21 protein-coding genes are annotated in these 26,320 nt (G+C 42.3%); 9 read left to right on the forward strand and 12 right to left on the reverse strand.

Going from position 1 to position 26,320, the window contains the following annotated elements; genetic code table 11:
• Positions 1-12: 12 nt before the first annotated feature.
• On the reverse strand, positions 13-2,661 hold the full coding sequence (locus A5868_RS11365) for an SEC10/PgrA surface exclusion domain-containing protein (RefSeq protein WP_086303431.1): 2,649 nt from the start codon (positions 2,659-2,661) through the stop codon (positions 13-15).
• Positions 2,662-3,137: 476 nt separating this feature from the next.
• On the opposite strand from A5868_RS11365, the gene A5868_RS11370 reads away from it, so the two are divergent.
• Positions 3,138-4,295, forward strand: coding sequence for an LPXTG cell wall anchor domain-containing protein (locus A5868_RS11370; RefSeq protein ID WP_254908320.1), 1,158 nt, complete (start codon positions 3,138-3,140; stop codon positions 4,293-4,295).
• Between the two features lie 75 nt (positions 4,296-4,370).
• Here A5868_RS11370 and A5868_RS11375 read toward each other — a convergent pair whose 3' ends face one another.
• From A5868_RS11375 to opp3b, 4 genes are read right to left on the reverse strand one after another with little or no spacing between them, the layout of a single operon-like run.
• Positions 4,371-5,324, reverse strand: a complete 954-nt coding sequence (locus tag A5868_RS11375) for an ABC transporter ATP-binding protein (protein ID WP_010780015.1) — start codon at positions 5,322-5,324, stop codon at positions 4,371-4,373.
• Between the two features lie 27 nt (positions 5,325-5,351).
• Positions 5,352-6,398, reverse strand: coding sequence for an ABC transporter ATP-binding protein (locus A5868_RS11380; RefSeq protein ID WP_010780014.1), 1,047 nt, complete (start codon positions 6,396-6,398; stop codon positions 5,352-5,354).
• A 6-nt stretch (positions 6,399-6,404) separates the two neighbouring features.
• On the reverse strand, positions 6,405-7,439 hold the full coding sequence (gene opp3C, locus A5868_RS11385; protein WP_010780013.1) for an oligopeptide ABC transporter permease: 1,035 nt from the start codon (positions 7,437-7,439) through the stop codon (positions 6,405-6,407).
• Entirely contained in the window at positions 7,439-8,380 is a 942-nt protein-coding gene (gene opp3b / locus A5868_RS11390; RefSeq protein ID WP_010780012.1) for an oligopeptide ABC transporter permease, read from the reverse strand. The genes opp3C and opp3b overlap by 1 nt, the downstream gene beginning before the upstream one ends.
• A 260-nt stretch (positions 8,381-8,640) precedes the next feature.
• Between opp3b and A5868_RS11395 the strand changes: the two genes are divergently transcribed.
• On the forward strand, positions 8,641-8,985 hold the full coding sequence (locus A5868_RS11395; protein WP_086303429.1) for a DUF3899 domain-containing protein: 345 nt from the start codon (positions 8,641-8,643) through the stop codon (positions 8,983-8,985).
• A gap of 47 nt (positions 8,986-9,032) precedes the next feature.
• Here the strand turns inward: A5868_RS11395 and A5868_RS11400 are convergent, their stop codons facing one another.
• Positions 9,033-10,694 (reverse strand): peptide ABC transporter substrate-binding protein, encoded by a 1,662-nt coding sequence (locus A5868_RS11400; protein WP_010780010.1) that lies wholly within the window; start codon positions 10,692-10,694, stop codon positions 9,033-9,035.
• A gap of 605 nt (positions 10,695-11,299) precedes the next feature.
• Between A5868_RS11400 and A5868_RS11405 the strand changes: the two genes are divergently transcribed.
• From A5868_RS11405 to leuD, 4 genes are all read left to right on the forward strand, one after another.
• On the forward strand, positions 11,300-12,817 hold the full coding sequence (locus A5868_RS11405; RefSeq protein WP_010780009.1) for a 2-isopropylmalate synthase: 1,518 nt from the start codon (positions 11,300-11,302) through the stop codon (positions 12,815-12,817).
• Between the two features lie 120 nt (positions 12,818-12,937).
• Positions 12,938-13,990, forward strand: coding sequence for a 3-isopropylmalate dehydrogenase (gene leuB, locus A5868_RS11410; protein ID WP_086303428.1), 1,053 nt, complete (start codon positions 12,938-12,940; stop codon positions 13,988-13,990).
• Between the two features lie 73 nt (positions 13,991-14,063).
• Positions 14,064-15,437: a 3-isopropylmalate dehydratase large subunit gene (gene leuC, locus A5868_RS11415; protein ID WP_086303427.1), complete on the forward strand. Its 1,374-nt coding sequence runs from the start codon at positions 14,064-14,066 to the stop codon at positions 15,435-15,437.
• Positions 15,437-16,021, forward strand: a complete 585-nt coding sequence (gene leuD, locus A5868_RS11420; protein WP_086303426.1) for a 3-isopropylmalate dehydratase small subunit — start codon at positions 15,437-15,439, stop codon at positions 16,019-16,021. The genes leuC and leuD overlap by 1 nt, the downstream gene beginning before the upstream one ends.
• 61 nt (positions 16,022-16,082) lie before the next feature.
• Here the strand turns inward: leuD and A5868_RS11425 are convergent, their stop codons facing one another.
• The 5 genes from A5868_RS11425 to A5868_RS11445 all read right to left on the reverse strand — a co-directional run bounded on the left by A5868_RS11425 (position 16,083) and on the right by A5868_RS11445 (position 21,509).
• Positions 16,083-17,849, reverse strand: coding sequence for an ABC transporter ATP-binding protein (locus A5868_RS11425; protein ID WP_086303425.1), 1,767 nt, complete (start codon positions 17,847-17,849; stop codon positions 16,083-16,085).
• A 36-nt stretch (positions 17,850-17,885) separates the two neighbouring features.
• Positions 17,886-18,587 carry a MarR family winged helix-turn-helix transcriptional regulator gene (locus A5868_RS11430; RefSeq protein ID WP_086303424.1) on the reverse strand — a complete coding sequence of 234 codons (702 nt, stop codon included), beginning with the start codon at positions 18,585-18,587 and terminating at the stop codon, positions 17,886-17,888.
• A 166-nt stretch (positions 18,588-18,753) separates the two neighbouring features.
• Positions 18,754-18,888 carry a FeoB-associated Cys-rich membrane protein gene (locus A5868_RS11435; protein WP_010780003.1) on the reverse strand — a complete coding sequence of 45 codons (135 nt, stop codon included), beginning with the start codon at positions 18,886-18,888 and terminating at the stop codon, positions 18,754-18,756.
• Positions 18,876-21,038 (reverse strand): ferrous iron transport protein B, encoded by a 2,163-nt coding sequence (gene feoB, locus A5868_RS11440; RefSeq protein ID WP_086303423.1) that lies wholly within the window; start codon positions 21,036-21,038, stop codon positions 18,876-18,878. The genes A5868_RS11435 and feoB overlap by 13 nt, the downstream gene beginning before the upstream one ends.
• The gene (locus A5868_RS11445; protein ID WP_086303422.1) at positions 21,039-21,509 is read right to left on the reverse strand and encodes a FeoA family protein; all 471 of its coding nucleotides are present in this window, start codon (positions 21,507-21,509) and stop codon (positions 21,039-21,041) included.
• A gap of 378 nt (positions 21,510-21,887) precedes the next feature.
• Here A5868_RS11445 and nrdH point away from each other — a divergent pair, with 378 nt between their 5' ends.
• The 3 genes from nrdH to nrdF all read left to right on the forward strand — a co-directional run bounded on the left by nrdH (position 21,888) and on the right by nrdF (position 25,451).
• Positions 21,888-22,106 (forward strand): glutaredoxin-like protein NrdH, encoded by a 219-nt coding sequence (gene nrdH / locus A5868_RS11450; protein WP_010780000.1) that lies wholly within the window; start codon positions 21,888-21,890, stop codon positions 22,104-22,106.
• A gap of 153 nt (positions 22,107-22,259) precedes the next feature.
• Complete coding sequence (gene nrdE, locus A5868_RS11455; RefSeq protein ID WP_086303421.1) at positions 22,260-24,419, forward strand: class 1b ribonucleoside-diphosphate reductase subunit alpha; 2,160 nt, start codon at positions 22,260-22,262, stop codon at positions 24,417-24,419.
• A 66-nt stretch (positions 24,420-24,485) separates the two neighbouring features.
• On the forward strand, positions 24,486-25,451 hold the full coding sequence (gene nrdF / locus A5868_RS11460) for a class 1b ribonucleoside-diphosphate reductase subunit beta (RefSeq protein WP_086303420.1): 966 nt from the start codon (positions 24,486-24,488) through the stop codon (positions 25,449-25,451).
• Between the two features lie 152 nt (positions 25,452-25,603).
• Here nrdF and A5868_RS11465 read toward each other — a convergent pair whose 3' ends face one another.
• On the reverse strand, positions 25,604-26,308 hold the full coding sequence (locus A5868_RS11465; RefSeq protein ID WP_010779995.1) for an MgtC/SapB family protein: 705 nt from the start codon (positions 26,306-26,308) through the stop codon (positions 25,604-25,606).
• Positions 26,309-26,320: the final 12 nt, after the last annotated feature.

The following is a 26,320-nucleotide window of genomic DNA, read 5'->3' on the forward strand; positions in this document are numbered from 1 at the left end:
TCGATTCAATTTTTATTTTAGAAAGAAACGATTTCTTTTATCCAACTCTGCCAATCCTAAGGTTATTAGAAGACCCATTAGCGTTACTCCTAAAAGAGCTAATGCAGGATCATCAGAAAATCCTGTTTGAGGAAATACTGAACTTGATTTAGTAGTTGTAGGCGTTAATTGACTTTTCTTCTTTTCACTAACTTGAATTTTTAACGATTTAAGAGTGCTTGCGTTTGTTTGCCCAATAACTCCCTGCTTTGATGCATTTCCAATAAAAGCAGCTCCGCTTGTTGCATCCGCGGATTTGCCCTTAACAGAATCCAATTCTTCATTAAGAGCAAGATGATTTTTAAGTTTGTTTAATTTTTCTTTTGTTTCTTCCAGTTTTACCTTTGCTGCGTCTGCTTTAGCTTGTAAGGCGTGATACGTCGCCGCATCAGTCTCAGCAGTTTTTTTGGCACTTTCCAGTTTCTTAACAGCAGATGCATACGCAGATTCTGCTTTTTTCAGATCAGAAAGGGCCGCAGATAATGCTTCAGAAGCTTGTTTCAATGATGCCACTTCGGCTTTCTTTTGCTCTACTAGTCGTTCGCCGCTCTCCAATGCCTTTTTATCATCAGCTAGTTTTTCTTTGGCAGCGGTCAAAGCTGCTTGCGCGGCGCTCAACTTATCATTCACTGTGTCTAATTGTTTTTTGGCTTCTTCCAGTATTGTCACTTTCAAAGCTTTTTCTTGTTTTGCTGCTTCGAGTGCTTCTTGTGCAGCATCTAGTGCTTTCTGTTTCGTTTCTGCATCTGAATTAAATTTATCAACGACTCCTTGAGCTACATTCACTTTTTCCGTAGCCGTTTCAACAGCTTTTGTTGCTGCTGCCAGCTGCTTCTTCGCTTCTTGATTATCCGTCGTCGCTTTTTCTAATCCAGCTTTTGCTGCTTCAAGTTTCTGGTTTGCTTCGTCAGCTTTTTTGCGCGCACTTTCTAATCCTTCCCCGGCAATCTTTGCATCTTCTTTTCGATTGGTCAGCTCCTGCGTCAATTTGTTGATTTTTTCTTGCGCTTTCGCATCGTCTATTTCAGGGATATCAATCGATTTAGTATCAAATTTACTCGCATCTTTAATGTAGTAGCTGTGCGGGACAAATTCAAAATGAGTAGAAAATGATGGTCTGCTTGCTTTGGAGAAGGATACACCAAAATAGCATTCATCTGTAGAACTCCCATACATGAGACCCGTGATACTAAATGCATGGCCCCAGTTGCTACCACTGTCACCGTACAAAAAGCCCAACATAGCATTATAGATCAAGCTCTTCAAGTCATTTTTGCTAAGATTCCAAGAACCGTCTGGTTTCATTGAACTAGAACTATATGAATATAAATTTTCGTAGAGGTTTCCACCTGGGTGTTCTAGTAATCCATTGTTTCTCGCTGCCTGATTGATAGCATCGTTATAATGTCCGTTGAAGCCGCTCCAATTATCCGCTTCATAGGCTTTAGCAATTTCGTCTGTAAATTTGATCGATCCTAAAGAAACAGTCACATCCTTCATGCCAAACATCTGACGAACAGAATTGATCAAACGAGCTGCGTAAATCGATAATTCTTCTATGAGAGCCGTTGTCATATCCGTCTGACCATTGATCATGATAGCTTTATCGGCTTCATTTGACTGGAATTTTGCATTTGCTGCCAAGGCTGCAGCATCAGCAGCTAAAAGTTGCTTTTTATTCGCTTCGCTGCGATCCGCCTCGTAGGCTTTCAGCGCATTTACATATTCCTGCGTCACCACGATCTTGTTTAACCCGTCTTTTGCCTCTGAATTCGCCCTATCCAAATCATTTTGTGTTTTTTTGACCGCTTCATCCGCCTCTTGCTTCTTTTTACTTGCAGCATCAACGGCGCTAGCGGCATCCGTTGCTTCACCTTCAGCAACATTCTTGGCTGTTTGCGCACTTCCTTCTGTTGCCGCAGCTGTTTCAGAATCTGTTTTAGCAGCTTCCTCAGTTTTTTTAGCAGCCTCTAGTTCTTCCTTCGCCTTTTCTAGATTGTCGTTTGCTTCGGTGGCGCCTTCCCCGTCAACAATACTTTGCGCATCCTTTACTGCTTGTTGCTTCTCATTGATTTTTTCTTGGGAGTTATCGACGTCCGTTTTCGCGTTTTCAACAACTTTTTGTGCAGCATCCGCTTCCCCTTGAGTCTCCTCTACCTTTGATCCCGCAGCATCAATTGCTTTTTCATCTTCCTTGATTGCTTCCTTGATACCCTCATTTGCTTTTTCCTGTTCCGACACATCCTTTTGTGCTTGCTCGATCTTTTCGGGTGTTGCTCCTTCTGCCGCTTTTTCAGCTTCAGACACAACCTCTTGTGCTACGTCTACAGCTTCTTTTGCAGTGTTTGCCTCCTCCTGTGCTTTGCTTGCAGCAGCTTGTGAGGTCTCGTAGGCCTCCTTGGCAGTAGTTGCTTCCGTCTGAGTAGCAGTTGCTGTCTCTTGTGCCTTAGTAACTTCTGATTGAACTACTGCTATCGTCGCTTTGGAATCCTCAGCCGTTGCTGTCGGCGCTTGTGCTGCGTCACCACTCGCATCTGCACGCGCTTCCGTGGAATGAGAGAACCCAATCCCTGCCATTGTTGCGAGAGTTGCTGAAAATAAAGCAATCTTTTGTTTCTTCATTTTTAATTCCCACCTTCATTTTTTCTTGTCTTCCTTGTTAAAACCAACTGACTTTATACCCCGATCACAAAAACGCTTTCATTAAAGGCAAACATTTCCTTAAAAAGGAACCACAGAGTCATTTCTACAAAAATAATAGCCATTCGCATTATTTGTCATTTATCATTTTACCATATTTTCAATTAGTGCAATAATTATTTTTTTATATGATTCGTATTGGTATTAAAATTATATTTATAATAGATAAAGAGCATCTGGATAACTGATTTATAAAGTACCAAGCTGCCAATTGTTTAAAAAAACTAATAATTTATCTTTTAATTTCTATTTTGTAATGGAAGGAATGTACGTGTGGTCATCCAATGAACATCTTGGAGCATCATCAAAAAAAATTTTCAACAACAACTTTACAAAAATATTTCTTATGTTACAATTGTGTTACAGAAAAAGTTTAAGGAGTGATTCGTGTGAAAAAAATGGTTGTTTTTAGTTTGTTGGTTCTGAATTTCCCAATGGTCGCATTTGCTGATACTTCCGAAAGTCTCTCTGAAAAAACCGTAAACTCTAATCAAGAACAATTTATTGATAGCGCTTCCCTTTCTGAGGAATCAGAAACAGATCCTGTTCTTTCCGTTGACCCTAAGGAGAATCCTGCCGCTTCTACAGAAAAAACAGTTGAACGTTCCACTAGCAAAATTGAAGCTACTATCAGCAGCAGTGAACATGCAGTAAATGAAGAAACAATTGATCATCTAACAACTGAAACAACCGTTGTAGAAAAACGACACGCTGAGGAACCTGCCGTTTCGGATAAAATAGAAAAGGCGACTAGTGCTGTAGTCCCACAAGCTAGTGCAACGGTCATAGAAAAGGCGGTAGAATCCCCTTCTGATTTAGAAGAAAAGTTGAACAAAGAATGGACAGCAGAGAAAATTCGTGAGAACTTAACCGGATCAGATTATGGGATAACTCAGAATGAACTTAAAGGATATTCGGACGAAGAGCTCACAAATGCCTTCAAACTTTTCAACCGTTATAACTTTGACCTTACAGGCATGGATTTAGGAAGCTACGTTCACGTTTTACGTATGGTTTATAAAGACCATGCGGTAAGTTGGAACAAGGTCGAACAGGCTTTGGCTTTCAATCCTAACAACTACACTACCACTGCTGAGCTAGCGCAAAACATTGATCAGCTGCAAGCCTATCTGAGGATTCTTTATTCGAACAAGGAAGGCTTTGTGCCTTTACGTTCTTTCACAAATGAAGAAATGCTTCATATTTTGGATCATCTTAGTGGTGCTGAAGACAAATTAAGTTACGCCAATGGATTATTCTCAGGACTTGTCCATTGGTTATATTCCTCGCAAGAAGGAAATGGACCTATCGATAATGGACCAAAGCCTGTTCCGTTGATTCAAACCATGGAGACACCTGCGAATCCAATTGTGTTAAAGGATGCTGCTCCTCAAAACAATTCAAACACTACTGAGAACAGACTCCTTACCGAGGCAAATGGGCAGAAAGAATACCCTAAGACGGGGGAAAAACAGCCTGTCATTTTCACCCTCATAGGAATGATTATGACTTTATTCGCAGGAAGCATCCTATTAAGAAGACGGCTACGCGTTTAACCTAAATTTCTCTCTCATCACAAAAGGAGCCAAAACAGATAAATGTCTGTTTTGGCTCCTTTTCATTGGGCACTTTTAAACTGCCAAGGCTTTTTCATTTTTTAAATGCTGCAATTTCTTTTTATAATAGGCCACTTCGTCTTCAGAAGAATAAATAAAATGACCTGGCGCAATCTCACGCAATGAACGCGCTTTGCCGTCGTGAGGTTCCGTTTGATATTTGATTCGACGACGTTGACGTTCGTGATCGGGATCAGGCATCGGAATCGCAGAAAGCAAACTTTCCGTATAAGGATGAACGCCATAGTGATAGATTTCGTCACTGCTGCCGACTTCTAACAAATGGCCATTATTCATCACGCCGATACGATCACTGATGTGCTTCACCATTGAGAGGTCATGGGCAATGAACAAGTAGGTCAAGTTGTGCTCATTTTGCAAGTCTTGCAACAGATTTACTACCTGTGCCTGGATCGATACATCCAAAGCCGATATTGGTTCATCACAGATAATGAAGCGTGGACGTACTGCCAATGCTCGTGCTATCCCGATACGCTGACGTTGCCCGCCTGAGAATTCATGTGGATAGCGAGTCCCATGACTGGGGTTCAACCCAACCGTCTCAAGCAAATCATTGACGATCTTGTCTCGGTCTTTCGGAGTTTTAGCAAGTCCGTTCACATCAATGCCTTCCGCGATGATATCTTTGACCTTCATCCGCGGATTTAGCGACGCATATGGGTCTTGAAAAATCATTTGGACATCGCGACGAAATTTTGTCAGCTCTGCCTTTCCATGAATTTTCGATACATCCTTGCCATCAAAAAGGATTTCTCCGTCCGTTTTTTGATTTAGTCGAATAATCGTCCGTCCTGTAGTAGATTTTCCACTACCAGACTCCCCTACCAATCCGAACGTCTCTCCCTCATTGATGTAAAAGCTCACATCATTGACGGCACGGACTTCATTTTTAGTGCCCGTGTTAAAATATTGTTTCAAATTATTTACTTCTAATAATCGTTTTTCCATTTTTATCCTCCGTTTTTATCGCTACACTTAAGCGGAATATTGGTTTTGCTTTTTACGAAAAATATCCCAACGTCGTTGAATCTCAGCCGGAGGTGTTACTGTTGGTGCTTGAGGTGCCAATAACCACGTTGCTGCCTTGTGAGTTTCAGAAATCTCAAAGAAAGGCGGCTCCATTTCCGCATCGATTTTTAAAGCAAATTCGTTACGGGGATAGAAGGCATCTCCTTTTGGCGGATCTAATAAATCTGGAGGAGATCCTGGAATTGCATAAAGGCGATCATTTTCACTCTCTAAGGTTGGCATTGATCCAAGCAGTCCCCAAGTATACGGGTGTTGCGGATTGTAAAAAATTTCTTCCGCCGTTCCTACTTCTACGATTTTCCCTGCATACATGACGGCTACTCGATCGGCCACGTTAGCAACGACACCGAGGTCATGGGTGATAAAAATGATCGATGTTTCGATTTTCTCTTGAATCTCTTTTAGCAGCTCTAAAATTTGCGCTTGGATCGTAACGTCCAACGCGGTCGTCGGTTCGTCAGCAATCAGGATCTCAGGATTACAGATCAAAGCAATGGCAATAACGATCCGTTGGCGTTGACCACCAGAAAATTGATGCGGGTAATTTTTTAATCGTTTTTCGGCATCTGGAATCCCAACTAGATTTAGTAAATCAAGGGCAGCTTTCAACCCTTCTTTTTTTGAGATTTTTTTATGCTTTCTTAGAGACTCCGCTACTTGCTTTCCAATCGTCATGGTTGGGTCAAGTGATGTCATTGGATCTTGGAAAATCATCGCGATTTCTCGTCCGCGAATCTTTTGCATTTCTTTCTCTGATTTATCTACGATATTTTGTCCTTTGAACAAAATCTGTCCTTCATCAATGTTCGCGTTCCCGGAAAGCAGGCGCATAATCGTTCGCGTGGTCACTGATTTACCGCTACCAGATTCCCCAACGATCGCTAATGTTTCCCCTTTATTCAGATCAAAATCCACTCCACGTATCGCTTTGACTTTCCCAGCATAGGTATCGAATGAAATATTTAAATTATTTACTTCTAATATTTTTTCCATAAATCGTCACTCTTTCATTTTCGGATCAAATGCGTCGCGTAGACCATCAGCCAATAGATTGAAACAAATCATGATCAATGAGATCGTCACTGCTGGAATCCATAGTAAGTATGGTAAGTACAAGAACGTTTTGTATCCGTCGTTTAATAACGTACCTAATGATGCGGATGGCGGTGTTAATCCTAATCCGATGAAACTCAAGAACGCTTCGAAGAAAATCGCTGTTGGAATACTAAACATCATTTGAATAATGATGACACTCGAAATATTCGGAATGATGTGTTTAAAGGCAATTTTCCATTTTGATTCACCCAGAGTCATCCCAGCTAACACGTATTCTTGATCTTTTAGCTTGAGTGTCTGGGCTCGGACGATCCGTGCCATGGGTATCCAGTTCGTGATAGCCATCGCTGCAACGATTGAAAAAATACCTGGTTCAAAGACAACTAGCATCAGAATCATAACTACCAGATTGGGAATTCCAGAAAGGATCTCTAAGAAACGTTGCATTACATTATCGACTCTGCCTCCAAGCATGCCAGAAATCAATCCGTATGCCACACCAATCGTTATATCAAATAGCGCTGCGATAAAGGCGATCAATAAGGAAATACGCGTTCCCATGAAGAGACGGCTCAAAACGTCACGGCCCAGACCATCTGTTCCTAATAGATAATTTACATTTCCAGGAACATCTGCTTGTGCGTATTTATCTACTAACTCCCCTGCAACCATCGTTTTCCCGTTTAATCCATTGATGTTCAAACCAGGGACACGAGGAGGCAAGTTGATGTAATCGACATTTTGTTTGCTTGGGTCTTGCGGTGATACAAAAATCGTAATGATCGAGATAAAGATGATTACTGCAAGTACGACCATTGAAATGACTGCCGCTTTATTTTTCTTTAATCGGCGCCATGAGTCTTGTAGGAAATTTAGGGAAGGGGCTGCGATCTCCTCGCGCTCCTCTTCCGTATTTTTTTGTAAGGGTTGAAATTCATCTGCTGGAATATCAACAACTGAAGGATATTTTATTTCCATTAGCTTTTGCTCCCTTCGGATAGACGGATACGAGGATCAACTAATCCGTAAAGTAGATCGACGACTAGAATAACGAAAACCAGCATGAATGAATAAAGAATCGTTACTGCCATGATCGTTGGATAGTCATTGGTCATGATTGATTTTACGAATTGTTCTCCGATACCGGGAATCGCAAAGATGTTCTCTACAACAAGCGACCCAGTCATCAAAGCAACCGCTAGTGGTCCAAGTAATGTCATCAACGGGATCAAACTATTCCGCAGTCCATGTCTAAAGGCGATCTCCCAACGGCTCAAGCCTTTTGCCCGTGCCAGTTCAACGTAGTCGCTATGGAGTACTTCCACCATTTCAGTTCGTATGAACCGTGCGGAATCGGCTAGTGGAGACATTGCCAAAGCCAATGTTGGCAAAATGGTGTAAGCAAAACCTTCCCATTTCGCAATTGGCAAAATACGCAATTTCATCGCGAAAATATATTGCAATAATACTGCAAAAACAAAGTTTGGAATCGAGCGCCCTAGTATCGCTACTAAGGTAGATGCTGTATCCGCCCATGAATTCTGCTTCATGGCAGAGATCGTACCTAACACGATCCCCACGAATGTTCCGAAGACGATTGCCTGCAACCCTAATTGCAATGACGGTCCAATTCGTCCTGCTAATAAGGTAGCAACGGCTTGATTTTTAAATTGGAAAGAAATTCCGAAATTTCCTTGTACAAGGTTTGATAGATAAATGCCATATTGTACGATGACTGGCTTATCCAGACCTACTTGTCTGTTCAACATTGCAACTGTCTCAGGACTTAAACGTTCTTGATTGGTATAAGGTGTCCCTGGTAGTAATTGCATCAAGAAGAATGTGATGGTCGCAATCAACCATAGTGTGATCAACATGAAAAAGACACGCTTTAAAAAATATTTTAAATAACTGCCCATGAGGTGCCTCCTAGTTCTATAATTAATTCTTTTTCCCATTGAAAAAAAATCTGATATCGTGCGATGCGTCCCTCTTCTGCTCATACTGCTACTGCTGCATAAGGAGAAACGAATCGCTTAGAATTGTTCGACAAAATGTGTTTTGATCCGCTCGTAAATTTTGACTTCTACTTTTGTTATAGTTTAGAGTAGGAATATGTTGCGGATAGCTGTTCAACTAACCAGCATGAATCCTTAATTCATTTTATTGGAGTGTATGTATGAAAAATAAATTATTTCCCATTGGCATAGGCGGTAGTTTGTTAGTGATCGTTGCGATTTATTCAGCCGCACGTCAGTCACTTTCCCTACTCACTTTATCAAACCGATTTTTTTTGATCGGATTGCCCTTTTTGATCATTGGTATCCTGTATTGGATTTTTTCTTCAGGCTTCTTCGATCACTTTCAGCATTCGATGCATCAGGCCTTCAGCAGAAAACAAAAGAAAAAATCAGAATTCCAGCCCCTCTCGCGTGTTGGACAAGGGCGGTATTCTTTTTGGTTGATCATTGCAGCAATACCTATTGCCGCATCAATCATTTGTGCACTGTTAACCATGATTTAAAAGGAAGTTGGAACGAGACTCGTTCCAACTTCTTTTCATTTGTCGAATTATTCTTCCACGTATGTCCATTTGTAATCCCAAGAAGCGCCGGCAGGATGATGTACGATCCCTTTGACTTTCTCGTTGATCAAATGTGCTTCAGATAATTGGTAAAGCGGTGCGACTCCAGATTCTTTCGAGATGATCTCATTTGCTTTTTGCAAATCGTCCCAACGTGCTTCTTCATCACTAGCATCTTTGTTTCCTGATTCTTCAACTGCTTTGTCGTACTCTTTATTGCTCCAACGACCACGGTTGTAAGAATTGCCTGTGACAAACAAGTCAGTAAAGCTTGAAGGGTCTGCATAGTCAGCGCCCCATCCGCCAAGTAGAACATCAAAGTCCCCAGCGTTCGAACGGTCTAAACGAACAGAGAAAGGAACTGGTGTTGGTTTCACTTTAACTCCAGGCAGTGCTTCTTCTAATGCACTTTGCATATATTCAATAACTTTCTTCGATGAATCTGTATCAGAAGCCATCAATTCGAATGAAAGAGAATCGATTTTCAATTCTTTCTTCGCTTTATCCCAATATTCTTTGGCTTTTTCTTTATCGTAAGGAGCTAGATCCCCTGCTTCTTTAGCAAAGTCTTCATCCCCTTTAGGATTGTTAGACATGCCAGAAGGTACCAATCCAGTTGATACTACAGAGCCATCACCCAATACTTGATTAACCAAAGATTTACGGTTGATCGCGTATGAGATTGCTTTACGTAAGTTTTCATTTCTAAATGGTGAATCTTCTTTTCTTTGGTTAAATTCAAGGTAGCTGGTACGCGCTTCTTTAAATGATTTGTATGCTGGGTCATTTGCATTTTGTTGTGCCAATTCACCAGAAAGAATCACGTCGTCTGCTTCGCCATCTTTAAATAGGTTCAATGATGTTGAAGATTCTTTTACTACGTTGACTTTAACTTTGGATAATTTGACTTCGTCTTTATCCCAATAAGTGTCATTTTTCTTGTATTCCCATTCGGTATCTGTTCCGGGACCGTCAAAACCTTCCAATGTAAATGGACCGTTGTACACGGCTTTATCACTCTTAGTCGCATATTCTTTACCGTTTGCTTCAACCACTTTTTGATTTTGTGGGAAGAACGATGGGAATGCTAATAAGTAATCAAAGTACGGTGTAGGTTTTGATAATTTGATTTCTAATTCGTGATCATTCACTGCTTTGATCCCTAACTCGTCTGGAGATTTTTTACCAGCTGAAATGTCAGCAGCATTTTCTACAGGTTCAAAAAGGTACGCATATTCTGAGGCTGTCTCTGGTTTCACTGTACGTTGCCATCCAAAGACATAATCTTTAGCTGTTACGGGATCACCATTGGACCATTTTGCATCTTCTCTTAATTTTACGGTATATGTTTTTCCGTCGTCGCTGACTTTGACTTTTTCACTCGCTCCTGCTGGCTGCGGCTTGTTGTCTTTGTCTAAACGATAAATTCCTTCATATACATTGTTTAATGCAGTAAAACTGATTGTATCTGTGGCTACAGATAAGTCGGCTGTCGGCATTTCTTGTTGGACCACTAAATTGAATGTTCCGTTGTCTTTTGCCTTCGCACTTGAACTGCTCTCATCAGTTGAAGCGCCCCCTCCTCCATAACACCCCGCCAAAGCGAGTCCGCAAACCGCGATAATACCATAAGCTAATTTGTTCCTCATATCTTTTTCCCCTTTTGATTCAATTTTCAGAATAATTACGAAGTTCTGAATATAAAGAGTAGTTTAATCATTTGTTTTTAATAAAGCAATAGTTTTGCTTTAATTTTATTTGTCGTATTTTAAAAATATCCTTAGAAAACTTGTAGAATCAGCAATTAACCTTAAAATTTTTTTATATATTAAAATTTGAAGCTTAATTTTTAGTTCTCTTTCATTTTATTGACACAGCCATGGTAGATAATGACGTTCTTTACATAGGAAGAAACTTTCCTATAAAAGAGGGAAAGAATTCCTTCATGCAGGATCATTTCATAACGAGCGACATTTATTAAAAAATATTCTCATCTTTTTTTCATAATACGGTTGACAATGCTTCTGTTTTTTTATACGATGATTACAACAATTTTAAAAAAATTCTGACACTAAACGGGTGGTTGCTATGAGTAAATCAACGAAGTCTTTCAACGCAACTTTATTATTATAGCTGGGACTTTCTGAAAATTATTTCATGAAGTCCCTATTCGCATTGCATCGGAGAAGAAAGTGGTTCTTTTCCGATGGAGTGCTTTTTTTATACCCGTTTTTAAAATGAAGGAGGAGTAAAAATGAGAAAAGTTCAATTTTTCGATACCACATTAAGAGATGGTGAACAAACCCCGGGAGTAAATTTTAATACTAAAGAGAAAGTTCAGATCGCACTACAATTAGAAAAATGGGGCATTGATGTCATCGAGGCAGGCTTTCCTATCGCTTCACAAGGAGATTTCGAAGCCGTCCAAAGTATCGCCCGTCAAGTCACCAAAATGACTGTCACTGGATTGGCACGTTGTCAGAAGAAAGACATTGATCGTGCATACGAAGCATTAAAAGATGCCGTTGATCCGCAAATCCATGTCTTTTTAGCCACAAGCGATGTTCATATGAAGTACAAATTGAAAATGAGTAAAGAAGACGTTCTTTCTTCTATTAAAGAACATGTCAGTTACGCACGTAGTTTGTTTGAGAAAGTGCAGTTTTCACCTGAAGATGCCTCTCGTACAAACAAGGACTTTTTGTTAGAAGCTGTACAAGCAGCCATCGATGCCGGAGCGACGATCATCAATGTACCGGACACTGTCGGCTATTCAAATCCGACTGAATACGGAGAAATCTTCAAATCATTGATCGAAAACATCCGCAGTGAAAAGGAAATCACGTTTTCTTCCCATTGTCACGATGACTTGGGAATGGCTACAGCAAACGCCTTGGCAGCAATCGAGAATGGCGCAAATCGCGTAGAAGGAGCCGTGAACGGTATCGGTGAGCGTGCAGGAAATACTGCCTTAGAAGAAGTCGCACTGGCGTTAGCGATTCGCAAAGATTTTTACCAGTGTGACACAAACATTGTATTAAATGAAACGAAACGGACAAGCGAATTGGTTTCTCGGCTTTCCGGCATTCCTGTTCCTAAAAACAAAGCAATCGTCGGTGATAACGCCTATGCGCACGAATCCGGTATCCATCAAGACGGAGTATTAAAAAATCCTGAGACTTACGAGATCATTACGCCGACCATGGTAGGTGTCAATCAAAATTCTCTTCCTCTTGGAAAATTATCTGGACGTCATGCGTTTAACGCGAAATTAGAGGAATTAGGCTATCAATTGACTGACGCTGACAGCAAGGAAGCGTTCAAGCGTTTTAAATCGCTGGCCGATAAAAAGAAACAAATCACAGACAAAGATTTGGTCGCGCTGCTTGCTGATCAATACCGAGAAGAAACAGAGAACTATAAATTAGCGGATGTCCAAGTCCAATACAGTTCGAATGGGTATCAAGGAGCGATCGTCTCAATTATCGATGAAGACAAAGAAATAAAAGTCGCTTCCCGCATCGGCTCCGGCAGCATCCAAGCCATCTACAATGCAATTGACGAATTGTTCCAACAAAGTCCAGAATTGACAGAGTATGAAATCCAGGCGCTGACTGGCGGAGAAGACGCCCAAGCTGAAGTACGTGTCACACTTAAAGATGAGCACTCGAACAATGAGTTTCGCGGAATCGGTGTCGATTTTGATGTTTTACATGCCTCTGCGAAAGCCTACGTTCAAGCGAGCAATCACTTAGAGCAAAACGGGAAATAAGCCTTCCTTTTTTCGAGTGTTGAAAACAGAGAACTTCTTGTTTCCTCCCCCGTCAATACTTGATTGACTTGAAGATAGAGAAAATAAAAAAATATGTACGTACAAGATAGGAGCATGCACATGAATTGTAATATCGTTGTTTTAGCTGGTGATGGAATTGGACCAGAAATCATGGAAAGTGGATTACACGTATTATCCGCAGTTGAGAAGATGTGTCAACACACCTTTGAGCTTAAAGAAATGCCTTTCGGAGGCGCGGGGATCGACGCGGCGGGGGCTTCTCTGCCTGAAAAAACGCTAGAGGCTTGTCAGTCGGCTGACGCGATCCTTCTAGGAGCGATAGGCGGACCTAAGTGGGAAAAGGCGCAAGATACACCTGAAAAAGGATTATTGGCTTTAAGAAAATCATTGAATTTGTTCGCAAATATTCGTCCTGTTGCAGTTTCTTCTGCGCTAGTACATCTTTCTCCTTTAAAGCCTGAGATTCTTGAAGGCACTGATTTGATCATTGTTCGAGAGCTCAGCAGCGGGATCTACTTTGGGGAGCCGCGAGAACTAACAGACTCGATGGCCTACGATACTGCCCGTTATCAAAAAAATGAGATTGAGCGAATCCTTCACTCTGCGTTCAAAATTGCTCAAGGGCGTGGCAAAAAAGTGACGTCTGTAGACAAAGCGAATGTCCTTGCCTCGAGTAAATTGTGGCGGGCGACAGCAGAAGAAGTTGCTAAAGAATATCCAGATTGTCAACTAGAGCATCAGTACGTGGATTCAGCAGCGATGAAATTGATCCAAAACCCTAAATCATTTGATGTGATCGTGACTGAAAATCTTTTTGGGGATATCTTAAGCGATGAAGCCTCGGTGTTGCCTGGATCATTAGGTGTCTTGCCAAGTGCGAGCCACAGTGACGGCGGTCCATCGCTTTACGAACCAATCCATGGTTCGGCACCAGACATTGCAGGAAAAGGAATCGCAAATCCGATCTCAATGATCCTGTCTGTCGCGATGATGCTGCGTCAATCTTTTCAAGAAGAACAAGCCGCGCAAGCTATTGAAAAAGCTTGCGATACAGTTTTATCAAAGGGAATCTTTACTCATGATCTGGGTGGACAAGCAACCACGACGTCATTTACGGACGCCGTGATCCAAGAACTGGCGAAGGTTCAATGATCAACTTGATACTGATTCATGGTATTAGCAGTACTTAACAACGAACTATTTTTATGGAGAAGGAGCAAAAACTATGGGAAAAACGCTATTTGATAAACTTTGGGATCGACATGTCGTTTACGGTGAAGAAGGTGCCCCGCAATTACTTTACATTGATCTGCATTTGATTCACGAAGTCACCTCCCCTCAAGCCTTTGCGGGAATTCGTGAGGCGGGGCGGACGCTTAGACATCCAGAGCGGACTTTCGCTACGATGGATCACAACACTCCGACTGTGGATATTTTTAATTTCACGGATCTGATTGCCAAAAAACAAATCGATACACTCAAGGAAAATTGTCAGGAGTTTGACGTGCAGCTTTGCGACAATGGCAGTGAGCGTCAAGGAATCGTCCATATGGTAGGTCCTGAAACTGGACTGACACAGCCTGGAAAAACCATCGTTTGCGGCGATTCACACACTGCGACACATGGTGCTTTCGGCGCACTCGCTTTCGGAATTGGTACGAGCGAAGTGGAACACGTTTTTGCTACTCAGACATTGTGGCAAAACAAACCAAAAAATATGGGGATCAAAATCACCGGAAAATTGCCAAAAGGTGTTTATGCGAAAGATATTATTTTGGCACTGATCGCCAAATATGGTACGGACTTTGGTGTGGGATACGGGGCGGAGTTTTATGGAGAAACGATCGAGAACCTCTCCATGGAAGAGCGTATGACGATCTGCAACATGGCCATCGAAGGCGGTGCTAAAATCGGTTTGATCGCTCCAGATGATAAAACGTTTGATTATGTTGTGGGTCGTGAATACGCCCCTGCCAACATGGATGCGGCGATCCAAGACTGGAAGGAATTGTACACCGATGATGACGCAACATACGACAAGCTGCTTACTCTAGAGGTCAATGAATTGGTGCCATTCGTCACTTGGGGGACCAATCCTGAAATGGGCGTCCCTTTTGATGGGTCCTTCCCAGCGGTCACCTCTCCTGATCTGCAAAAAGCGTACGACTATATGGATCTAAAGCCAGGACAAACACCAGCAGATATTCCTGTGGGGTATGTTTTCATCGGCTCGTGTACCAACGGACGATTGTCTGATTTGCAAGAGGCGGCAAAAATCGTTAAAGGAAAAAAAGTCCACGACAACGTCACTGCGATCGTGGTTCCTGGTTCGCGTCCCGTTCGCAAAGCGGCCGAACAAATTGGCTTAGACAAAGTATTTATCGAAGCTGGTTTTGAATGGCGCGAGCCCGGCTGCTCGATGTGCTTGGGTATGAATCCCGACCGCGTTCCTTCTGGTGTCCATTGTGCCTCAACTTCTAATCGGAATTTCCAAGGACGCCAAGGAAAAGACGCGCGGACTCACCTATGCAGCCCCGTGATGGCTGCCCTAGCCGCCATTCATGGAAACTTCGTCGATAGTCGCAAGGAGGTCATCTAATGGAAAAATTTACGATCTATACTGGAAAAACGGTCCCACTCATGAACGACAATATTGATACCGATCAAATCATCCCAAAAGGCTTTTTAAAACAGGTCGACAAAGCGGGTTTTGGGAAGCATCTTTTTGATGAATGGCGCTTTTTAGAAGATGGCTCACCGAACCCTGAATTTATTTTGAATGCACCAGAACGGAAAAACGCTTCGATCTTGATCTCTGGTGAAAATTTCGGCTCTGGATCTTCCCGTGAACATGCTGCTTGGGCGATTCAAGATTATGGCTTCAAAGCAGTGATCGCCGGCAGTTATAGTGATATTTTCTATATGAATGCATTAAAAAATGGGCTGTTGCCGATTCGTGTAGACCAAGAGGTTCGTGATCGTCTAAGCCAGCTTCCTGCTGACGAGGAAATCACGATTGATTTGCCAAAGCAGGAAATCCAAACTGCTGAGGCCAACTATGCGTTTCCGATTGATCCAACATGGAAGGATAAATTAGTCAAAGGGCTGGATGATATCAGTATCACGCTGCAATATGAAGAGGCCATCACCGCTTACGAAGAAGCAATGCCAGATTACAAATAAAAAGAAAATCGCCCCAAAACTTTACAGATGAAAAGTTTTGGGGCGATTTTCTTTTCTTTTGTTAATTCACAACTTGTTCTTGTACATATTGTGCATAGAGCGGATGTGTCTTGATCAGCTCGCTGTGAGTGCCGTGACCCGTCACTTCTCCTTTTTCGATGAAGTAAATGTGATCCGCATCTACGATTGTTGATAGACGGTGAGCAATCACCAAAGTGGTCCGGCCTTCCATCAATTGATCTAGCGCACGCTGCACTTTTTCCTCAGACTGTGAGTCCAAGCTGGCTGTCGCTTCATCCAACATCAAGATTTTAGGGTCTCGCAAAAATGCACGCGCAATGGCGATTCGTTGTTTTTGACCACCCGATAATTTCACGCCGCGCTCTCCAAGCTCTGTTTCCAATTGTTCTGGAAATTCGCGAACAAATTGATCTGCGTAAGCCAATTCCAAGCCATGCCACAATTCTTCTTCCGTCAATGTCCGATTCAACCCGTATTGGAGGTTTTCACGAATACTTCCGGCGAACACCGCACTGTCCTGTGAAACATACCCGATTTGCGAGCGCCAATTTGCTAGGCTGAGGTCATCGATTGTTTCCTCGCCTATCTGGATCGCACCTTCTGTTGGCTGATAAAACCGTTCCAGCAACGCAAAGATCGTAGATTTTCCACCGCCGCTTGGTCCGGCAAACGCGATCACCGTGTTTGGCTTCGCCTCAAAGGAGACATTTTTCAAAATCGGACGATCTGCTACATAATGGAAAGAAAGATTTTCTGCTTTGATCGTCTTTCCTGCAACGTCAACTTCTTTTCCTCTTTCAATAGGTTCTAGCTCTGTTTTCAGGATCTGCTCGATCCGTTCCGTCGCTCCCATTGCTTTTTGGACTTGTGAGAAAAACATCGCAAAGCTGGCCGCGGGCATCATGATATTAAATAGATACAAGAGAAAGGCCACTAATTGTCCGCTGGTCAATGTCCCTGCTTGGACACGAACCGCTCCATATCCTAGGATACCTACGAACAAGCCTAGCATGACCGTCGTGATGATCGGCTGCAAGACAGCTTCAACTTTGGCATCCTTAATGCCCAGACTAAAAATCTTCTCGATAAACGAACGCCCGCTGTTCTTTTCAAACGTTTCACCGTTGCTGGCTTTGATCAGGCGGATCTCAGACAATTTTTCACTGGCCTCGGCATTAAAATCCGCTGTGGCAGATTGCAGCTGACGCCCTAAGCGTGACATGATCCGACCAATCGGCATCATGATCAATGCCATGATCGGAACCGCTAGAAACATCATCGCTGCCATTTTCCAATCCATGATGAATAGGATGATCATGGACCCAACAAGCTGGATCGCACCGGTAATAAAGTTTGGAAATTGCGTAGCCACCAAATCCTTGATCACTGTCGTATCGTTCACTAATCGAGAACTGCTTTCTCCTGATTTGTGGTCGTCATAGTAGCCCACCGGCATTTGCAACAAATGGCTCCATAATTTTTCCCGTAATGTTTTGACCGCACTCTCTCCTACGTAGCGCAACAAGAAGCTCCCGATTGCTCCAAATGCTAATTGTGCCGCAAACGCTAAAACTAATACGATCAGCATCGTTTTATCGATCTTCGCTAATTTACTCGTGTCTATTAAGCCTTTCGTCAATTGTGGTACGATCAAGCTCGCACCACTTGTTAGCAAACTTAAAAACAATCCTAGAGCAAATAATGCTTTCTTCGGATTGACACTTGTAATCAAGCGAATAAAATCCTTTAATTTATAGGTACTTTTCGTTTTTGGCTGCTTTTCCGCCATACTCATATCCCGATCCATACTTGTTCCTCCTTGTTCAAAGCAGTGACCTGCTTTTTAAAAATCTTCCCATTCTGTATCTTCTGTTCTTTTTGTCTTCTCTTTTTTATCAAAGCAATCTCGATTGCTCCAAAAATCATGGCGGAAATCTTGCTTAAAGTTACGAGAAAAATCCCTAGAGGCATTTCTCATCTCACGCTGCATTTGATGCCTCATTCGATGCTGCTCCTCTCGTGAAAGGTTTTGCCAATCTTCTTGCCAGTTTTCAGCAAACTGATCTCGCATGGCTTGCATCTGACGCAAACGATCCATGGGATCAACGAAGCGTCCCGCCTGCTTTTGGAATTCATCCTGCCAGCCAGCAGAGATTTTTTGCAGGTAGTCACTAAATTGCTCTTGCTCTTCTTTCGTCAATCCTGCAAAAAAGACATCGCTTCTGTCTTCACCGGCATGATTGAAGGACTGTGCCTTTTGTTTTCCTTTTTCAGTGAGAAAAACACGTTTGATTCGTTTGTCGTGCGCTTCTTCCTTTCGTGAGACGTCGCCGCTCTTTTCCATTTTCTTCATTAATTCAGCCAACGAACTTGGTCGAATATCTAGGATCTCAGCTAGCTGACTTTGAATCAAGCCATCTTCTCTTGCCAAAATCGCGAGAACACGCTGCTGACCATTTAATTTTTGTCTTTGACTCATAAACGCGTTGCTGGCAGAACTGATAAAACGCAGTTGCCGCATCAACTCTTTCGTAAATTCACTCATCCGAATATTCCTCTTTTCCTTTTGCTAAAAGTTCGGTACCGAACTTTAATTCGTTTGCTATTATAGTTCGGTACCGAACAGTTGTCAACACCTTTGCAACAAAAGTTTCTTATGCCCTATTCGACAAAAAAAAGACCCGATGCTTTTCATCGAGTCTTTCAAAAAATTAATGTTTTTGCTGTTCTTCTTTTACCGGACAGCTACTGCCGCAATCTTCACAGGAATTGCCGTTCTTGATTCGGCGGTAAATGATCACTCCGGCACCGCCAAAGATCACTATGCTCAAAATTATAGTTGCCATTCTTTCACCTCTTTGATCTCTTCGATCGTAACTGTCGGTGTTTTCTTGATTGGTTTTCTTACAACAAAGTAGATCATTCCCAACAGAACGATCGTCGCAAGAATCAACCCAATGCCGATCTCACCATTTTCAAAAATCACATGGCCAAATTGATAGACAATAAAGCTCACCGCGTAAGCCAGTCCACATTGGTAGCCAATCGCTCGCCACGTCCATTTGATATCCCCCATCTCACGATGAATCGCTCCAATCGCTGCGAAACACGGCGCACACAACAGGTTAAAGACTAAGAACGAATATCCGGCAACAGGTGTATAGGCCCCCTGCAAGGATTTCCAGATCTCCACGCCGTTTTCTGCCACTTCTGCGTGACGATACAAAATACCAAAAGTGCCGATAACATTTTCCTTCGCAACCAATCCCGTGATCGCTGCAACAGCACCACGCCAATCGCCCCATCCTAAAGGTGCAAATAACGGCGCGATCACTCCGCCTAAAGCGGCTAAGATACTATCATTTTCGTTCACAGATTGTAACGAGAAGTTGTAGCTTGAAATAAACCAGATCACGATACTAGAAACAAAAATAATCGTTCCTGCACGTTTAACAAAAGCTTTACTGTGATCATACGTGTAGCGCAATGTATTTCCGATTCTAGGCATATGGTACAACGGAAGCTCCATAATAAATGGCGCTGGATCTCCAGAAAAGAGTTTCGTTTTCTTCAATGCGATCCCTGATAAAACGATCGCTCCCATTCCTACAAAGTAAGCCGACGGTGCGACCCAACTGCTGTTAGGGAAAAATGCGCCAGCGATCAAAGCAATGATCGGCAGCTTCGCTGAACAAGGCATGAAGGTCGTCAGCATCGCTGTCATTCGCCGATCCTTTTCATTCTCGATCGTCCGACTCGCCATTACTCCGGGCACTCCGCAGCCTGTAGCGATCAGCATTGGAATAAACGATTTACCGGACAAACCGAACTTGCGGAAAATCCGGTCCATCACAAAGGCGATCCGAGACATGTATCCGCAATCCTCTAAAAGCGCTAAGCACAGGAAAAGGACCATGAGCTGCGGAAGGAAGCCTAATACGGCCCCGACCCCTGCGAGGATACCATTTAAGATCAATTGTTGCATCCATTCTGCGACATTCCAAGATTGGAGCATCCCACTGACAGCGTTTGGTACGATATCGCCAAACAAATTGTCGTTCACCCAATCGGTGCCCATTGCTCCGATGGTTTGGATGGCAATATAGTAGATCAACCACATCACTAAAGCAAAAATGGGCAACGCCAAGAAACGGTTCGTTACAATGTGGTCGATTTTATCCGAGATCGATAGCTTAAATTGATCTTCGTCTACCACACACAGGGTTTTTAGATGGGTAATAAAATTGTACCGCTCATTAATAACTAAGCTTTCCGCATCTTCCCCGAAAATCTTCTCCGTGATTTTGATGATTTCCATGACTTCTTTTTGCTGGATCGAACTAAGATCCAGATCCTCTTTGGCACGTTCGTCTCGTTCAAATAGTTTCACGCTGTACCAACGGCTATACTTGACGGGAGCAGTACTTCCTAAGACCTCTTCAATCTCATTCAGTGCTGCCTCTAATCGATTGTCATAATGAGGGAAGGTGATTTCTTCTGTCCCTTTTTTGATGAGATGAAGGGCTTCATTGATTGCTTTGTCCAAGCCCCAATTCTTTAGCGCGCTGACGCCAACGACGGGAACACCTAGCGCATACGCCAATTTCTCTAAGTTTATTTGTTTTCCGCTTTTTTTGATAACATCCATCATATTCACGGCGACGACAACTGGAATCCCTGTCTCGATCAATTGAGTGGTCAAATACAGGTTCCGCTCTAAGTTCGTTCCATCGATGATATTAACGATGGCATCGGGCGTTCCAGACAATAAATAGTCCCGAGCAACGACTTCTTCAGGAGAATACGGAGAAAGAGAATAGATTCCAGGAAGATCATCGATGATCACTTCCGAATCCTTTTTGTAGATGCCTTCTTTTCGCTCTACAGTGACCCCCGGCCAGTTGCCGACAAATTGATTCGTTCCTGTCAGCACATTAAACGTACTGGTTTTCCCGCTATTGGGATTCCCTGCTAAAGCAATATGCAGTTTTGCCATCTATTCCGCCTCCTTCGACACGACCACCATCTCTGATTCGCTTTTTCGTAAACTCAGCTCATACCCTCGTACGCGCAATTCGATCGGGTCGCCTAATGGAGCCAACTTCACTACTTTGACTTGGGTTCCCTTAGTCAACCCCATATCCATCAACCGTCGCTTTACAGCACCAGTCCCATGAACATTTACCACGACCCCTTGTTCTCCGGCACGCAGTTGATCTAAAGGCACCCACGCCTCCTGATCTTCCGTTAGGTCTTTCACAAGTATTTTTTTTAATAAAGACTGGGATAACGCCAGCCGTGTATTGTGTAATAAAACAATGCCATTCTCACCAGAGTGATTGACGACGGCAACTTTTGAGCCGACGATCATTCCTAAATCTTGCAGTCGATGCTTTAAATCATTTTCTAGAGTCATTTCATCAATTTGTACGACTTGGTTTAATAAAACATCTGCCAAAGTTGTCATTTACTCCTCCACCTAACCCTAATTAATAATGAGAATCTTTCTCACTAAGAATAGCTTCATTTGATAGCAAAGTCAATAAATGGTCGAAGATTTTCTTTTAATTCTGAGCAACTTGTTTGACATTCACTGATTTATTTGTTTTCACAACTTGTTTTTCGTTATTAAAAAAACTTTTTTAACGTAAAAAAACACGAAATCCCTCATTTGATTATCCTGTAAAGGGATTTTCCTTTGAAATAGCCCGTTTTCAATGTTTTTGCAAAAAACACAAAGAGTAGTATACCAATTAATTTACACCACAATATATGGTGTTTAACGATTGACTTTTTCCCTACATCTTTTATACTAGTAATTGTAGAAATCAAGGGAGGTCGTCTTATGGTAAAAGTATATTCAAAAAACAATTGCATGCAATGTAAAATGGCGAAACGTTATTTAACTGAAAATCATATTTCATTCGAAGAGGTCAACATCGACAACGAGCCAGAAGCTCTAGGTTTTCTAAAAGATCAAGGTTTCCAGAGTGTCCCAGTTATTTTCGGCGGACAACAAGCCATCATCGGTTTCCGTCCAGATCAATTGAAAGCATTAGCGTAGTTCGAAACTTTGCGATCCGTGATTGCAAAGTTTTCTTTATTTAATCAGTTAGGTTTTTCGCAGAAACGGACGATCAAACGGGCATTAATATAGATAGAAAATAAAATAGACAAAAAAATGAACAGACACTATATATAGGAAAGATGTGACGAAATGAGTTTAAAAGACCTAGGTGAAGTATCCTACTTTAAATTGAACAATGAAATCAATCGTCCAGTCAATGGACAGATCCCCCTTAACAAGGACAAAGATGCTCTAGCCGCTTTTTTTAAAGAGAATGTAGAACCAAATACCCACACGTTTTCTTCAGTACAAGAAAAAATCGACTATTTAATAGAAGAAGAATTTTTAGAAGCTGAATTTATTGCGAAATATACTCCTGCTTTTATTGAAAAACTCTTCCGCTATTTAGATGAGCAGCACTTTACCTTCAAATCATTTATGGCAGCGTACAAGTTCTATTCGCAATATGCCTTAAAAAGTAACGATGGCACAGAATATTTGGAAAGCTATGAAGATCGCGTAGCCTTTAATGCGTTGTATTTTGCGGATGGCGACGAAGCATTGGCTTTGTCTTTAGCAGATGAAATGATCCATCAGCGTTACCAGCCAGCTACCCCTTCTTTTTTAAATGCTGGACGTAAACGTCGCGGTGAATTGGTGTCATGTTTCTTGATCCAAGTAACCGATGACATGAACAGCATAGGTCGTTCGATCAACTCTGCCCTGCAATTATCACGAATCGGCGGCGGTGTTGGGATCAATCTTTCTAATTTGCGTGAAGCCGGCGCGCCGATCAAAGGATACGATGGCGCAGCAAGCGGTGTTGTCCCAGTCATGAAATTGTTTGAAGATAGTTTTTCTTATTCAAACCAATTGGGCCAACGTCAAGGAGCTGGCGTCGTGTACTTAGACGTCTTCCATCCAGATATCGAAATGTTCTTATCTGCTAAGAAAGAAAATGCCGATGAAAAAATTCGTGTGAAGACTCTTTCACTTGGTGTGACTGTCCCAGACAAATTTTACGAATTAGCTCGTAAAAATGAAGACATGTATTTGTTCAGCCCTTACGGTGTCGAACGTGAATATGGCGTGCCTTATTCGTATGTCGATATCACGAAGGAATACGACAACTTAGTCGCAAATCCGAATATCCGCAAGAAAAAAATCCGTGCCCGTGATCTAGAGAATGAAATCTCTAAATTGCAGCAAGAATCTGGTTATCCATATATCATCAACATCGACACAGCAAACCGTGCCAATCCAGTAGACGGAAAAATCGTTATGAGTAACTTGTGTTCAGAGATTCTACAAGTACAAACACCTTCTACGATCAATGGTCGTCAAGAATATGATGTTTTAGGTACCGATATTTCTTGTAACCTCGGCTCAACGAATATCGTCAACTTGATGGAAAGTCCTGATTTTGGTCAATCCGTTCGGACAATGGTGCGTGCGTTGACTTTCGTTACCGACGAATCAGATATCGAAGTTGTTCCCTCCATTCAAAATGGTAACAGCTTGAACCATACGATCGGTTTAGGTGCGATGGGCTTACACAGCTTCTTTGCGAAACACCTGATGGAATATGGTTCAGAAGAATCCATCGACTTCACGAATGTTTATTTTACTTTGCTGAACTATTGGACCTTGATGGAAAGCAAAGACTTGGCAAAAGAGCGGAAGACCACGTTCCATAACTTTGAAAAATCTGCTTATGCCGATGGTTCATATTTTGATAAATACACGACCGGCGAATTTTCACCGAAAACAGACAAGGTCAAAGAAATCTTCAAGGATATCTTTGTTCCGACTGCGGAAGATTGGCAAGCGCTAAAAGAAGCGGTTCAAAAAGACGGTTTGTATCATCAAAATCGTTTGGCAGTAGCTCCAAATGGGTCGATCTCTTATATCAACGACACCAGTGCCAGCTTGCACCCAATCACTCGTTTGATCGAAGAACGCCAAGAAAAGAAAATCGGCAAAATTTATTATCCAGCGCCTTATTTGAATAATGATACCTTGCCTTACTACACTTCTGCCTATGATATGGATATGCGTAAAGTGATCGACGTGTACGCGACCGCGCAACAACATATCGATCAAGGTATGAGCTTAACCTTGTTCATGCGTTCTGAGATTCCTGAAGGCTTGTACGAATGGAAAACAGAAAGCAAACAAACGACACGTGACTTGAACATCTTACGTAATTACGCCTTCTATAAAGGCTGCAAATCCATTTATTACGTTCGGACATTTACCGATGATGCGGAAGAGATCGGTTCAAACCAATGTGAAAGCTGCGTCATTTAGAAAACACTTGCCTCTTGTGTTCATCACAAGAGGTACACTTATGTGATGAACGAAGGAGGAATATTCATGGCAGAAACGTATTATAAAGCCATTAACTGGAATGAGATCGAAGACGTCATCGATAAATCGACGTGGGAAAAATTAACGGAACAATTTTGGTTGGATACACGGATTCCGTTGTCGAATGACTTAGACGACTGGCGCAAATTATCCGAACTAGAAAAACAAACGGTGGGCTATGTTTTTGGCGGCTTGACCCTGCTAGACACCGTCCAATCAGAGAGCGGCATGGATCAATTGAGAGAAGATGTGCGGACACCTCATGAGGAAGCGGTATTGAACAATATCCAATTCATGGAATCCGTCCACGCAAAAAGCTATTCTTCGATTTTCAGTACGTTAAACACGAAAACGGAAATCAACGAAATCTTTGAATGGACCAATACAAACCAATATTTGCAAAAGAAAGCCGAACGAATCAATGAGATCTATAAAAACGGCACACCGTTGGAAAAGAAAATCGCCAGCGTCTTTTTAGAAACCTTCTTATTTTATTCTGGCTTCTATACACCACTTTATTATTTAGGAAACAATAAACTAGCCAACGTAGCTGAAATCATCAAGCTGATCATCCGTGACGAATCCGTTCACGGTACCTACATTGGTTATAAGTTCCAGCGTGGTTTCAACGAACAGCCAGAAGCAGAACAAGAACGGTTGAAGGAATGGATGTACGATTTATTGTATGAATTGTACGAAAACGAAGAACGGTACACGGAAGAATTGTACGATGAAATCGGCTGGACGGAAGAAGTGAAGACCTTCTTGCGCTACAATGCCAACAAAGCCTTGATGAATCTCGGCATGGACCCGCTCTTCCCAGATACCGCAGACGATGTGAATCCGATCGTAATGAACGGTATCTCTACAGGTACAAGCAACCACGATTTCTTCTCACAAGTCGGTAATGGCTACTTGCTTGGTCAAGTGGAAGCCATGAATGACGACGATTATTTGATTGGTTTAGACTAGATAGAGCTAAAGCTTGATAGGATATTTCCTATCAAGCTTTTTTAGTTAACAGGCATCAACGAATCCATTCCTCCTCTTTCGCCAGAGGATTCGATCCTTCTCGGAACACCAAAAAAAGGTAAAATCATCAAAAAATGATTTTACCTTCTTTTTTAAACATTGATCATTCGAAGTTTGGTGATATTCTTATACATCGACAAATCCTCGATCACATCGGTGTAATTCATGCCCCGCGGCAAGTCGATCGTATAGACATTCGTGTAGATCCGGTAATCATCCATAAAATCGACATCAAAATCGACGTCCTCTACTTCGATCTTTTTGCTGTCAAAATAGTTCATGATAAACTCTTTTGTGGCCTCTCGATGAATGTAGCGGATCTCCAGCTTTTTGATCGAGTTGATTTTGATGATTCGTTTGACCACTGTCAACGCAAGTATGATCCCGACAAAGCTGCAAATGGCGATGGTATAATACCCCATGCCAATAGCGATCCCTAATCCGGCACCTGCCCAGATCGAGGCCGCCGTCGTTAGCCCTTTGACAGAACGGTTGCTGACCATGATCGTCCCCGCACCAAGAAAACCGATCCCGCTGACGACTTGTGCGATCAACCGTGCTTCATCTGCCCGAACGACCCCGACGAATTGCGGCTTGGCTGCAGCGTAGCGCAGGGCTTGGTCTGCGATCTCTACTTGGATCAATGCGATGATGGTCGCCCCCATACAGACCAAAATATGGGTACGAATACCTGCTGGACGATTTTTATACTCACGTTCGATCCCGATGGCGCCCCCCATGATCATCGCTAAAAAGAGCCGCAGCATGATTTCATAAACTGATAAGTGCAAATCCATTTGTGCACCACC

Source organism: Enterococcus sp. 12F9_DIV0723 (assembly GCF_002174375.1).
Classification (GTDB): domain Bacteria; phylum Bacillota; class Bacilli; order Lactobacillales; family Enterococcaceae; genus Enterococcus_A; species Enterococcus_A gilvus.

Excerpts from the sequence above, each read along its gene's own strand:
- A5868_RS11365 (WP_086303431.1), bottom strand. The coding sequence starts at position 2,661 with ATGAAGAAACAAAAGATTGCTTTATTTTCAGCAACTCTCGCAACAATG.
- A5868_RS11370 (WP_254908320.1), top strand. The coding sequence starts at position 3,138 with ATGGTTGTTTTTAGTTTGTTGGTTCTGAATTTCCCAATGGTCGCATTT.
- A5868_RS11375 (WP_010780015.1), bottom strand. The coding sequence starts at position 5,324 with ATGGAAAAACGATTATTAGAAGTAAATAATTTGAAACAATATTTTAAC.
- A5868_RS11380 (WP_010780014.1), bottom strand. The coding sequence starts at position 6,398 with ATGGAAAAAATATTAGAAGTAAATAATTTAAATATTTCATTCGATACC.
- opp3C (WP_010780013.1), bottom strand. The coding sequence starts at position 7,439 with ATGGAAATAAAATATCCTTCAGTTGTTGATATTCCAGCAGATGAATTT.
- opp3b (WP_010780012.1), bottom strand. The coding sequence starts at position 8,380 with ATGGGCAGTTATTTAAAATATTTTTTAAAGCGTGTCTTTTTCATGTTG.
- A5868_RS11395 (WP_086303429.1), top strand. The coding sequence starts at position 8,641 with ATGAAAAATAAATTATTTCCCATTGGCATAGGCGGTAGTTTGTTAGTG.
- A5868_RS11400 (WP_010780010.1), bottom strand. The coding sequence starts at position 10,694 with ATGAGGAACAAATTAGCTTATGGTATTATCGCGGTTTGCGGACTCGCT.
- A5868_RS11405 (WP_010780009.1), top strand. The coding sequence starts at position 11,300 with ATGAGAAAAGTTCAATTTTTCGATACCACATTAAGAGATGGTGAACAA.
- leuB (WP_086303428.1), top strand. The coding sequence starts at position 12,938 with ATGAATTGTAATATCGTTGTTTTAGCTGGTGATGGAATTGGACCAGAA.
- leuC (WP_086303427.1), top strand. The coding sequence starts at position 14,064 with ATGGGAAAAACGCTATTTGATAAACTTTGGGATCGACATGTCGTTTAC.
- leuD (WP_086303426.1), top strand. The coding sequence starts at position 15,437 with ATGGAAAAATTTACGATCTATACTGGAAAAACGGTCCCACTCATGAAC.
- A5868_RS11425 (WP_086303425.1), bottom strand. The coding sequence starts at position 17,849 with ATGGATCGGGATATGAGTATGGCGGAAAAGCAGCCAAAAACGAAAAGT.
- A5868_RS11430 (WP_086303424.1), bottom strand. The coding sequence starts at position 18,587 with ATGAGTGAATTTACGAAAGAGTTGATGCGGCAACTGCGTTTTATCAGT.
- A5868_RS11435 (WP_010780003.1), bottom strand. The coding sequence starts at position 18,888 with ATGGCAACTATAATTTTGAGCATAGTGATCTTTGGCGGTGCCGGAGTG.
- feoB (WP_086303423.1), bottom strand. The coding sequence starts at position 21,038 with ATGGCAAAACTGCATATTGCTTTAGCAGGGAATCCCAATAGCGGGAAA.
- A5868_RS11445 (WP_086303422.1), bottom strand. The coding sequence starts at position 21,509 with ATGACAACTTTGGCAGATGTTTTATTAAACCAAGTCGTACAAATTGAT.
- nrdH (WP_010780000.1), top strand. The coding sequence starts at position 21,888 with ATGGTAAAAGTATATTCAAAAAACAATTGCATGCAATGTAAAATGGCG.
- nrdE (WP_086303421.1), top strand. The coding sequence starts at position 22,260 with ATGAGTTTAAAAGACCTAGGTGAAGTATCCTACTTTAAATTGAACAAT.
- nrdF (WP_086303420.1), top strand. The coding sequence starts at position 24,486 with ATGGCAGAAACGTATTATAAAGCCATTAACTGGAATGAGATCGAAGAC.
- A5868_RS11465 (WP_010779995.1), bottom strand. The coding sequence starts at position 26,308 with ATGGATTTGCACTTATCAGTTTATGAAATCATGCTGCGGCTCTTTTTA.